8 protein-coding genes are annotated in these 11,379 nt (G+C 57.4%); 6 read left to right on the forward strand and 2 right to left on the reverse strand.

From position 1 onward, the window contains the following. Position 1 precedes the first annotated feature (1 nt). Genes BMY44_RS09500 through BMY44_RS09510 form a run of 3 tightly spaced genes read left to right on the forward strand, consistent with a single transcriptional unit; the run spans position 2 to position 5,227 of the window. The gene (locus BMY44_RS09500) at positions 2–2,365 is read left to right on the forward strand and encodes an ABC transporter permease (RefSeq protein WP_089993211.1); all 2,364 of its coding nucleotides are present in this window, start codon (positions 2–4) and stop codon (positions 2,363–2,365) included. A 4-nt stretch (positions 2,366–2,369) separates the two neighbouring features. Continuing rightward, entirely contained in the window at positions 2,370–3,581 is a 1,212-nt protein-coding gene (locus BMY44_RS09505) for an efflux RND transporter periplasmic adaptor subunit (RefSeq protein ID WP_089993213.1), read from the forward strand. Beyond that, positions 3,578–5,227, forward strand: coding sequence for a PHA/PHB synthase family protein (locus BMY44_RS09510; protein ID WP_089993216.1), 1,650 nt, complete (start codon positions 3,578–3,580; stop codon positions 5,225–5,227). The genes BMY44_RS09505 and BMY44_RS09510 overlap by 4 nt, the downstream gene beginning before the upstream one ends. Here BMY44_RS09510 and BMY44_RS09515 read toward each other — a convergent pair. After that, positions 5,224–5,571: a phasin family protein gene (locus tag BMY44_RS09515; RefSeq protein ID WP_165611811.1), complete on the reverse strand. Its 348-nt coding sequence runs from the start codon at positions 5,569–5,571 to the stop codon at positions 5,224–5,226. The genes BMY44_RS09510 and BMY44_RS09515 overlap by 4 nt on opposite strands. Before the next feature lie 128 nt (positions 5,572–5,699). On the opposite strand from BMY44_RS09515, the gene BMY44_RS09520 reads away from it, so the two are divergent. Further along, complete coding sequence (locus tag BMY44_RS09520) at positions 5,700–8,267, forward strand: cation-translocating P-type ATPase (protein ID WP_242650517.1); 2,568 nt, start codon at positions 5,700–5,702, stop codon at positions 8,265–8,267. Here the strand turns inward: BMY44_RS09520 and BMY44_RS09525 are convergent. Then, positions 8,252–9,286: a sodium:calcium antiporter gene (locus BMY44_RS09525; protein WP_089993225.1), complete on the reverse strand. Its 1,035-nt coding sequence runs from the start codon at positions 9,284–9,286 to the stop codon at positions 8,252–8,254. The genes BMY44_RS09520 and BMY44_RS09525 overlap by 16 nt on opposite strands. Positions 9,287–9,366: 80 nt before the next feature. On the opposite strand from BMY44_RS09525, the gene BMY44_RS09530 reads away from it, so the two are divergent. Then, on the forward strand, positions 9,367–10,083 hold the full coding sequence (locus BMY44_RS09530) for a VIT1/CCC1 transporter family protein (protein ID WP_089994773.1): 717 nt from the start codon (positions 9,367–9,369) through the stop codon (positions 10,081–10,083). A 74-nt stretch (positions 10,084–10,157) separates the two neighbouring features. After that, the gene (locus BMY44_RS09535; RefSeq protein WP_089993229.1) at positions 10,158–11,318 is read left to right on the forward strand and encodes a site-2 protease family protein; all 1,161 of its coding nucleotides are present in this window, start codon (positions 10,158–10,160) and stop codon (positions 11,316–11,318) included. Positions 11,319–11,379 lie beyond the last annotated feature (61 nt).

Genomic DNA, 11,379 nt, shown 5'->3' on the forward strand with positions numbered 1-11,379 from the left:
AATGCAGGCGATTGATCAGAAACTGCTTCGTGACTTCCGCCGTCTCTGGGTGCAGGCCATCGCAATTGCACTTGTGCTTGCTTGCGGCGTCGCGATCCTGCTGACGTCAATCGGCATGTATTCGGCGCTGTCCGAAACCCGCGCCGCGTATTACGAGCGCAATCGTTTTGCCCACGTCTTTGCCAGTGCGATCCGCGCGCCCTTGTCGCTGGTGCCGGAAATTGCGGATATCGACGGGGTGTTGAGCGTATCGGCGCGCGTCACAGGCGAGGCAATACTCGACATACCGGGACGATCGGAAACCGCGGTCGGGAAGATTCTGTCATATCCTGACGGAGGAGACCCGCTGCTGAATGTACCACTGTTGATCGCGGGGCGCTTTCCAGACCCTACCCGCCCTAACGAAATCGTCGTGAACGCGCCTTTTGCTGAGGCCAATGGTTTTCATCCCGGCGACGGATTCAGTGCAAACCTGCGCGGGCAAAAGCGAGACCTGACAATCGTCGGCACCGCACTTTCGCCCGAATTTATCTACACCATCGGGCCTGGAGCCATGATGCCGGACAACGAATCTTTTGGGATCATCTGGATGTCCGAACGCGCAGCGGCGGCGGCCTTCGACATGGATGGCGCGTTCAACGATCTGGCCGTCGCAATCGCGTCTGGTGTGCAGACAGCATCGATAATCGACGACATCGACGATCTTCTGGAACCCTATGGCGGGCTGGGGGCGAATGATCGGTCGACGCATCCGTCAAACGCATTTCTGGATGCAGAAATCGCGCAGCTTCGTGGAATGGCCGCAATCCTTCCGCCGATCTTCTTTGCCATTTCCGGATTTCTCGTCAGCATGGTGATGGGGCGGATCGTGGCCCTGGAACGCAGCGAAATCGGGCTGCTGAAGGCGATTGGCTATTCCAATACCGGAGTCTGTCTGCATTATCTGATGCTGGCCGGTCTGATTGCTGTTGCGGGTGTATTGCTGGGTTGGGCGGCTGGCACCTATCTGGCTCGGGCGCTTGCGGGACAGTACGCCCAATTCTTCAACTTTCCCTTCGTGATCTTTCGCGTCCCCTTCTGGGTTTACGCGGTCGCGGCACTGGCGGGCATTATGACGACCAGTCTGGGCGCAGCACAGGCGGCGTTGAAGGCCGCGCGTCTTGCACCGGCCATCGCGATGCAACCACCTGCACCGCCCCGCTTCAAGCGGTCCTTGGCTGACCGCGCGATGGAGGCAATGCGCCTGTCCCAACCCACGATCATGATCCTGCGCAGCCTCTTGCGCTGGCCATTTCGCAGCTTTTTGACCGGGCTTGGTCTGTCGCTGGCAGTCGCCTCTGTAATCGCCTCTTTCTTCATGAACGATGCATTGGATGAAATCGTCGATCTGGCATTCTATCAGACCAATCGACAGGACGCGATGCTGCTATTCGATACAGAGGTGCCAGAGACAGTCATCACTGAAATCAGCCGGCTGCCCGGCGTCCTTCAGGTGGAAAGTCAGCAATTCAGCCCGGTCATTTTGCGACATGGCCACCTGACCAAACGTGTCGCGCTCGAAGCACGTCAGCCCGGATCGGATTTGAGCCGCGTGCTGGATGCGGCTGGCGCACAGGTCAACCCACCACCCGGCGGCATTTACCTGTCAGAGCGGCTGGCGGGCGCACTTGACCTGCAATCGGGAGATATCGTCGAGGCCGAATTCCTGAGCGGCCAGCGAGAGACGCATGATCTGGTGGTCACGGGGCTGGTGGAGGTTCACTTCGGTCTCGGGGCCTATGTCGATCTGGGGTATCTGAACAGGCTGCTGCGCCAGTCCGACCGGATCAGCGTCGCCAATATTACGCTCGACAGTCACTCAAAGGATGCGCTCCATGAAGCAATCAAGGAACTTCCGCGCGTTTCAGGTATTGTGGAAATGGACGAGAACAGACGTTCCTTTCAGGAGACGATCGAAACGAACGTTGTCGTCATGAACACGATCTACATCGGGATCGCGGTGCTGATCACGATAGGCGTGACTTACAACGCGGCGCGCATCCAACTGTCCGAAAGGGCCCGTGAACTTGCCAGTCTGCGCATCCTCGGATTCGGACGAGGCGAGGTATCCTATATTCTGGTCGGAGAGATGATGCTGATCGGAGTGTTGGCGCAGCCGTTGGGCTGGTTCATCGGCGCATGGATTGCACAGGCAATGACGAACTCATTTTCAAGTGATCTTTACACCATTCCGCTGGTCCTGAATCCGGCCACGTTCACGACCGGCAGTCTGGTAGTGCTTATTGCGGCGTTCTTTTCGGTCATGATTGTTCGCCGCCGTCTGAACAATCTCGATCTTGTTGCTGTCATGAAGACAAGGGAATGAAGTGATGCATATCTCCCCCCGAAATCTGATCCTCTCTGGCCTCGGCCTCGCGGTGGTCGCGAGCCTTGCTTATGTCAGCTTCAAAGAAGATGTCGTTCCGGTCGATCTTGCGACTGTTGCGCAGGGCCCAATGGAAATCACAATCGACGCCGAGGGACGCACGCAGATCAGGGACCTGTACGAAGTGTCCGCACCTATTGCCGGCATTGCATTGCGTTCGCCTGTTTCGGTCGGCGACAAGGTGACAGCGCAGGAAACCATCGTCGCAATTGTCCAGCCTGCGGCGTCTGGATTGCTTGACCAGCGCACGCGATTGCAGGCCGAGGCGGCCTTGCAGGAAGCCCTTGCGGCGCGCCATGCCGCCGAAGCCGATCTTGCACAAGCCGAAGAAACACGCAAATTCGCGCAGAGCCAGATCGAAAGAACAACCGCGCTCGTGAACAGCGGGGTCGCGTCTATTACGCGCCTTGAAGACAACGCACAGCAACTGGCGATTGCGAATGCCTCTGTCGAGGCCGCAACGGCGCGGCTTGAGATGGCCCAAGGTACGATTGAACGCGCGCAGGCGAGCCTCGTTGAACCCGGCGATCCGGCGGCCGAACCGGAGACCTGCTGCGTTACTCTCAAGGCCCCGGCAGACGGCGTGATCCTGTCCGTCGCGGCGATGAGCGAACGGCCCGTCGCGATTGGAACCTTGCTGGTGAGCATTGGCGATCCGGAAAACCTGGAATTGGTCGCTGAGATCCTTTCCAGCGATGCAGTTGGCCTGGAGCCGGGTGCCCATGCCCATGTAGAGCGCTGGGGTGGTTCCATGCCGCTGTTGGCGCGACTGGATCGAATCGACCCCAAAGCCCACACAAAGGTTTCTGCGTTGGGGATCGAAGAACAGCGCGTTGATGCTTACTTTACCTTGCTCACCCCTTACGAGGAACGGCGAAATCTTGGTGACGGGTTTTCAGTCTTTCTGCGGATCGTCGCATGGCAAACCGAAGATGCCATCCAAATCCCGCTTAGCGCGGTCTTTCGAGATGGCGAAGGCTGGGCCGTGTTTGTTGCAGAGAATGGTGTCGCCCATCTGCGCACCGTGGAATTGGGCCAACGCAATGGCCGCATGAGCGAAGTGTTGCGTGGTCTTTCCCCCGGCGAAAAGGCTGTCACCCATCCCAGCGATGCGATCACAGAGGGCACGCAGCTTATCGAAAGGTCAGCACTATGACGGCAACACCGCACACGACAGGCAAGATTGACGCGAGATGGCATACCGCGCTTGCACAGTTTACAGCGGGTCTTTCGCCTGCGGCACTGGCGACTGCCTATCTGGATTGGTCACTTCATCTGATGGCATCGCCCGAACGTCAGGCGGCACTTGCACGCTTCTGGTTCGAAGAGCCGATGGCTGAGGAAATCGCGGACCCGCGATTTGCAGCCCCCGAGTGGCAGAAGTTTCCATTCAATATCATGGCACAGAACTTTCTTTCGGCGCACCGCTGGTGGGATGCGGCGACCTGCAAAATCCCCGGTGTCGATCCGAAACATGCATCCATCGTAAATTTCGCCGGACGCCAATTGCTCGATATGTGGTCGCCCGTCAATTCCGCCTTCCTCAATCCCGTTGTTCGCAGTCGCACGATCGAAGAACACGGAACGAATCTGGTGCGCGGGGCGCGGTATTGGATCGATGATTTCAACCGTATGTTGGCGGGTCATCCGCGACGTGAAAGCCAGTTCAAAGTCGGAAAAGATCTTGCGATCACACCGGGTGACGTCATCCTGCGCAACCGGCTTATCGAATTGATCAGGTATCACCCAACCACCTCAAAGGTGCACCCCGAACCGATCCTGATCGTGCCGGCATGGATCATGAAATACTATGTGCTTGATCTGACAGAAACGCGGTCGCTGGTCGCGTTTTTGCGCGATCAGGGTTTCGAAGTCTATGTGATCTCGTGGAAAAACCCCAGAGCCGAGGATGCGGATCTCGCCATGCAAGACTATCTTGACCTTGGCGTGCGGGCAGCGGTCGATCATCTGACGAAGGCCGGAGCACAGCAGATCCATGCTGTTGGTTATTGTCTGGGGGGAACGCTGATGGCAATCGCCGCGGCGGCCATGGCGCGAGATGGACATGACGTCCTGCGCTCGCTCACGTTGCTTGCCGCGCAGGTCGATTTTTCAGAACCGGGCGAACTCGGGCTGTTCATCAATGAAAGTCAGGTTGCCTTCCTTGAAGACATGATGGCCACACAAGGTTATCTCAAGGCGGACCAGATGGCAGGTGCTTTCCAGCTTCTGCGATCCAACGATCTGATCTGGAGCCGTGTTGTCAGGCACTACCTTTTGGGCGAACGCACACCCGACAACCCATTGATGGCATGGAACGCAGATGCCACGCGGATGCCGGCCCGGATGCATTCCGAATACTTGCGCCGCATGTTTCTTGGCAACGATCTGGCCAAGGGGCGGTTCACAGTTGATGACGAAACAATCGCCCTGACCGACATCCGCTGTCCGATTTATTGCGTCGCAACCGAAACCGACCATGTGTCCCCCTGGACGTCAGTTTATCGCCTCCTGCTCTTGACGGACACCGACGTCAGCTTTGTGCTTTGCAACGGGGGGCACAATGGCGGCATCCTGTCTGAACCGGGTCGCGAGGGACGGCCATTTCGGGCTGGCGAGAAACGCGAAGGTGCGCCCCATATCGCGTCCGGAGACTGGTATGCCCGACATACGCTCGAAGACGGGTCTTGGTGGGTCCACTGGGCGCACTGGTTGCACGCGAAAAGCGGCGACCAGATTGATCGCCGCTCCAGCCAATTCAAGCCCCTTGCCCCGGCTCCAGGCAGCTATGTGTTTGGCTAATTCTCAGGCTTGTCTTTGCTACCCGAAAAGACGCGCGTGCTCATTTCTACAAGCTTGCCGGTCTCATCGTGATACTGGTCCATTGCCTTCTGGATGAACTCGGCCTGAATGTGCTGCAGTTCTTCGACGTTCTTGCAGTGCAGCATCATGTGCTGTGTCTTTACATCTTCCTTGATCCGATCTGCGACGAAACTTACAACCTCTGCACCCATATCACTTATCGCTTCGACCCATGCGGTATTCATTCCCATCAGATTGCTCAACCCTGTCTCTTGCAGCTGCGCAATCGCATCGAGCGGCGTTTCGATGCTTTTGGCGGTATCCGTTTCCGTCTTTTTCGCCATCGCTTGGACTCCTCCTTTGCAGACTGCGGACAGCATAGCGCAGGAATTGCGCCTTGGGATTGATCTAACGCAATCCGCACGCGACCGTTTTCCGCATAGGCTGCTGTCAACGCGCGAGGAGAGTGAATGTGTTGGACACCGCCAACCTGACGGGCCTGAACCAGGAAGAGGTCATCGCAGCCCGTACCAAGGCTGGCTGGAACGAATTGCCTGCCGCCAAACCGGTTGGGCCGATCCGCGTATTTCTGCGCCAGTTTTCCAGCTTTCTCGTCATAATTCTAATCGTAGCGGCAGTTGTCGCATTGGCTCTTGGCGAGGTCGTTGATGCCATTGCCATTGGACTGGTCATCGTGCTGAACGCGCTTCTCGGCTTTGTTCAGGAATGGCGGGCAGAGACGGCGCTGTCAGCTTTGAAGAAACTGCTTGATCCTTTGGCGATGGTCTTGCGCGACGGAAAGGAACAACAAATTCCGGCGCGCGAAATCGTGCCCGGAGATATCCTTGTTCTCGCGGCAGGTGCCAAGGTCGCCGCCGATGCGCGTCTGCTTCAATCCGTTGATTTGTCGGTCGATGAAAGCGTTCTGACGGGCGAGTCCGTTCCCGTCAGCAAAGACAGCGACGCCGATACGGTTCTTGCCGGCACGTCGGTCGTGGCCGGACGCGCCGAGGCGCAGGTCGTCGCCACGGGCACTGCCACCGCGTTCGGGAAGGTCGCTGATCTGACCGTGTCTGTCGGACTGAAAGTCACTAATCTGCAATCCAAGCTGGGGCAGCTTGCGCGCCAGTTAGGTATCGCTGCCTTGCTTATCGCCACTGCTGTCGTCGGGTTGGGGATTGCGGTCGGGCGCGATGCACTTGAAATGGTCATGACGGGCCTGTCGCTCTCTGTCGCCATGGTGCCAGAAGGGTTGCCCGCTGTCGTCACCATAACGCTGGCACTTGGCGCGACAGCGATGGTGCGCCAAAAGGCACTCGCGCGCCGCCTGCAGGCTGTCGAAACGCTGGGTGCGGCCTCTGTAATCTGTTCTGACAAGACCGGTACGCTGACGGAGAACAAGATGACTGCCACGGCGATCTGGACAATCGACAGGCAGTATGAGGTGACCGGCACCGGCTATGATCCTGCAGGACACATCGCGGCAGATGGGCAGCGGCTTCTGGCGAAAGACGACGCAGTCCTCGCCCAGCTTCTTCAGGTCGGCCTTTATTGCAGCCATGCGCGCTTGGATCAGCAGGGCAACAGTTGGGTCCTAGTTGGCGCACCGACCGAAGGTGCGCTGGTCACGCTTGCCTACAAGGGTTGGTGCGAATTGCCTGAGAACCGCAATCTGATTGCTGAGGTCCCTTTCAGCAGTTCGCGCAAGCGCATGAGTGTGCTTTACGAGCACAATGGACAGGCCACAGTTTTGACCAAAGGGGCACCAGAACAGGTTCTTGAAATTTCGACAAAGGTGATGACGCAGACTGGGCCGATTGAAATCACTACCGAGACCCGCAGTCAGATCGAAGAAGCCTATGCTGCACTTGCGTCCCGCGGTCTGCGCGTCATTGCAGTTGCCAGCCGTGCGGTCGCCGATCAAACAATCGTCGAGGACCAGATGGTTTTTCTTGGCCTGATCGGCCTGATCGATCCACCACGCGCCGAAGTCAAAGCCGCGATCAAGGGTGCGAAATCGGCGGGTATCCGCGTCATCATGATTACCGGCGACAGCCCCATCACGGCTGCTGCGATTGCAGACCAGCTTGCGCTTGAGGTCACGCATAAGGTGACGGGTGCAGAATTGAAAGAATTGGACGACATCGAGCTGACCGCGCTGCTGCGCAAAAACGTCCTGTTCGCACGGACCCAACCAGAACAAAAAATGCGTATCGTTGCTGCCTTGCAGGCTGACGGCCAGATCGTCGCCATGACCGGCGACGGCGTCAACGACGCCCCTGCCCTCAAGAAGGCAGATATCGGGGTCTCGATGGGTGTGCGTGGCACGGACGTCGCACGGGACGCGTCAGACCTTGTGCTGCTGGACGACAACTTTGCCACCATCGTGCGCGCGATTGCCGAAGGGCGGCGGCAGTTCGCAAACGTGCGCAAGTTTGTGCGCTATCTTCTGTCATCGAACGCGGGTGAGGTCGTCGCCCTCGTCGTGAATATCGCTATTGGCGGACCGCTGATCTTTCTTGCGACCCAGATTCTTTGGATGAATCTGATCACCGACGGGGTCACGGCGGTCGCACTAGGGTTGGAAAAAGCAGAGCCAGACCAGATGCGCCAGCCGCCACGTGCGAAGCAATCATCAATCCTTGGGATTGGTGGGGTGGGATTGATCGTGCTTTTTGGCATTTACACCGGACTTGCCAGTCTCTGGATATTCTTCCAATTGCTTGAACAGGGCGAAATGCTGGCGCGAACAACCGCTTTTACCGCAATGGTGATCTTCGAAAAAATGAGCGTTTTTGCGTTCCGCTCACTGACTTTGCCTGTGTGGCGGATTGGATGCTTCAGCAACCCGTTTCTGCTTGGCGCACTTTGCCTGATGATTGGGGCACAGCTGCTTGCCGTTTATTGGCCGCCTTTGCAAACGATGTTGCACACAGTGCCGATTGGCCCCGACCAGTGGGTCATGATTGCCCTGTTTGCTCTGCCTCTGATTATCGTGCCAGAAGTCGTAAAAACTGTTCGGTGCTACCGCGCGGCATAATAGGCGAACCCGCTTCCGATTACGACGGCCAGAACGATGATCGAGTCCAGTCCAAACGGACCGACCGTCGGTTTGCGTCGCACGATCAGGCCGGTCAGGTAGATCGCTGTCACCGCGATCCCGAATAGAAGCGCGAGCCGCACAGTCTGGGATGTATTTTGCAGGATCGGTCCGGACCGAAACAGCATGTCAGCAGGAAAAATAAGGACAAGCATGATCAGATTGCTGCCAAAGATATTAGATATGGCCATCGTATAAGCCCCGATCCGGACCGCAGTGATGCTTGTCGTCAGCTCTGGCAGGGATGTCGCCGCTGCCAAAAGCGTCACCCCGATGAAACTGGTCCCAAGGCCCGATTGGCTGGCGATGCGTTCAGCAAAGGTGACGAGCAGCACGCCAAAAACAAGGATCGCGAGGCACGCGGCACCCGCCTGCCACAGCATCGCACGGCTCTCACCGGCCAACAAAGCCGAAACCGGAAAGGTCTCGGGGACTTCATCGGGCAGATCGACCGGAATCCAGTCGTTTTCGCCGTCATATCGACGCAAGAGCCAGATAGCTCCGCCATAGATCAGGGCGATCAGGACACTGCCCATACCGATCCCCGCGACGGCTATTGGTTCACCGACTTCGATCACTAGCAGCGCAATGGCCAATAGGAAGACAAGCAAAGTCGCCTCCAACGCGTGGTTGGCTTTGCGCGGATAGTTCGTGATGGCCCCCCGCGCCCAAAGATCGGAGAGCGCAAGGATTGCTGTCTGAAAGGCGATGCCGCCAAAAAGGTTGTTGAGGACAAGCGCTTTTGCTTGGCTTACGGCTGCGGACAGAGTGGTCGCGACTTCTGGCAGTGAGGTCGCAAGCGCAAGGAGCAGAAGTCCAACCAGAGATTTCGCCAGATTGAAGCGATCCGCAAGAGCGTCCGCAAGATAGGCAAGCCGCGTGCCTGCGAACCAGACAATTGCCGCACTGACAGCGAAAAGGCCGAGGCTTTGGAGAAGTGTCGTGTCAGGCAACATCATCCTACCGCGTTAACGCGATTTTGCGCGGCGTTCTTGATATCGGTCAATACGGCAATGCATGGTTCTGCCAATATCAGTTCATGCAAGAAGAACACGGTCATTCCCCCGCTGAAATCGCTGAACGCCTCTCTGCGGGGCCGAACGCAAATTATCTCAAAGATATGATCTATGGCGGTATCGATGGTGCCGTCACCACATTTGCCATTGTGGCGGGTGTCGCCGGTGCGGGCCTGTCACATACGATCATCGTTGCACTTGGCGTGGCCAATATCCTTGCAGACGGGTTTTCGATGGCTGCCAGCAACTACTCTGGCACCAAGGCGGAACTTGATGACCGACGACGGATCATCCAGATCGAGGAAGACCATATTGCCCGTTTTCGCGACGGAGAAATCGAAGAACTGCGGCAGATACTGGCGCGGCGCGGCTTGTCGGGCGAAGTGCTTGAAGATGCGACAAAGGAAATCGCGTCGGACCCCGACAAATGGATCGGATTGATGCTGACGGATGAATACGGGTTGGCCCTGGACGCGCCCCATCCGATGCGCGCTGCTCTTGCGACCTTTGGTGCATTTCTTCTGGCCGGTGCTGTCCCGCTATTGCCCTTTATTTTTGCGTTGGACTCTGCGTTCGAGATTGCGATCCTTGCGACGCTGTTGACCTTCTTTCTGATCGGAACGGGGAAAAGCCGCTGGTCGCTGTCCAAATGGTGGTGGTCCGGTGGAGAAACGCTTTTGATCGGGGCCGCAGCCGCGCTCATCGCCTATAGCGTCGGTGGTATGTTCCATGTCGGCTAGACCTATCTTCATTGAGCAAAATCAATCGCGTCGGTGCCGTTTCGGTTACGTTTGAATGAAACATGGAGCGAGCGATGTTCTCGAAGTCTGTGACACTGTTTTCGATGCAAGGTATCGACATCAAGATCGACCCCAGTTGGCTCTTGATCGCTGCCCTGATCACATGGAGTTTGTCCCAGCAATATTTCCCCATCAGCCTTCCCGACCAGTCGCCGGCCGCTTATTTCCTGATGGCGCTGGTTGCGATGCTTTGTTTTTTTGCATCGCTGCTGCTGCACGAACTGGCACATTCCGCAGTCGCGATCCGCTACGGTGTACCAATCAATGGCATTACTTTGTTCTTGTTCGGCGGCATGGCTGAATTGGAGAAAGAACCGCCAACGGCATTTGTTGAGTTCGTGATCGCACTGGCCGGACCGCTGATGAGTTTTGCACTCGCCTTCGCGTTCTGGGTGGTCGCTGAAGCATCCGTCGTCGCGGGCAGTGCTGCATCTGCCACGGCGGTGCTATCCTATCTGGCGATGATCAATTTCGTGCTGGCTGTCTTCAACCTGGTTCCGGCCTTCCCGCTGGACGGCGGACGCATACTGCGCGCCGCGCTCTGGTATCGAAGCGGTGACAGCCTGAAAGCGACGGAAACGGCAGCCGGTGCGGGCAAGATCTTTGCCTATGTCCTGATCGGTCTTGGCGTTCTAGCCCTGTTTCAAGGCGCATTCGTCGTTGGTCTTTGGCAGATTCTGATCGGCACGTTCCTCTATGGTGCGGCGCAGACAAGCTATCAGTCCGAACTGATGCGCACCGCATTCAAGGAAAAAACCGTCGGCGCATTGATGAAGCGTGACCCGCAGACCGCGACGGTAGACATGACGATCAGCGATTTCGTGAACCAGATCATGCTGGCCAAGCGCGTCACCTTTGCCCCTGTCGTTGCCGAAAACGTCCTTCTGGGCCATATCGATCAGGCCGTGCTCGCCGACATTGATCGCGAAAACTGGAACAATACGCGGGTCGAGGATGTCTATGCCGCCTTGACCCCCGACGCGACCGTACCACAGGACATGCCGATCGCCGATCTGCTGACGCATATCGCCAAGACGGGACGCCGCAAGTTTTTGGTGCTTGAAGGCGGCGATCTGGCCGGCGTCATCACACTGGCGGACATTTCCAGTTACCTTCAGGTTGTCGAACCGCTTTTGCGCGGCGGTCTTGCAGCCAAGCTGATCCACGCGCGCTGACCTATTTCGTCACAACTTCCGGAACTCCATTCATGCCGTTGCGGATCAATTCCAGCTTGCA

The organism is Cognatiyoonia koreensis (assembly GCF_900109295.1).
In the GTDB taxonomy this organism is placed as follows: domain Bacteria; phylum Pseudomonadota; class Alphaproteobacteria; order Rhodobacterales; family Rhodobacteraceae; genus Cognatiyoonia; species Cognatiyoonia koreensis.

Coding starts and splice junctions, on each gene's coding strand:
- BMY44_RS09505 (WP_089993213.1), top strand. CDS start 2,370: ATGCATATCTCCCCCCGAAATCTGATCCTCTCTGGCCTCGGCCTCGCG.
- BMY44_RS09510 (WP_089993216.1), top strand. CDS start 3,578: ATGACGGCAACACCGCACACGACAGGCAAGATTGACGCGAGATGGCAT.
- BMY44_RS09500 (WP_089993211.1), top strand. CDS start 2: ATGCAGGCGATTGATCAGAAACTGCTTCGTGACTTCCGCCGTCTCTGG.
- BMY44_RS09515 (WP_165611811.1), bottom strand. CDS start 5,571: ATGGCGAAAAAGACGGAAACGGATACCGCCAAAAGCATCGAAACGCCG.
- BMY44_RS09525 (WP_089993225.1), bottom strand. CDS start 9,286: ATGATGTTGCCTGACACGACACTTCTCCAAAGCCTCGGCCTTTTCGCT.
- BMY44_RS09535 (WP_089993229.1), top strand. CDS start 10,158: ATGTTCTCGAAGTCTGTGACACTGTTTTCGATGCAAGGTATCGACATC.
- BMY44_RS09530 (WP_089994773.1), top strand. CDS start 9,367: ATGCAAGAAGAACACGGTCATTCCCCCGCTGAAATCGCTGAACGCCTC.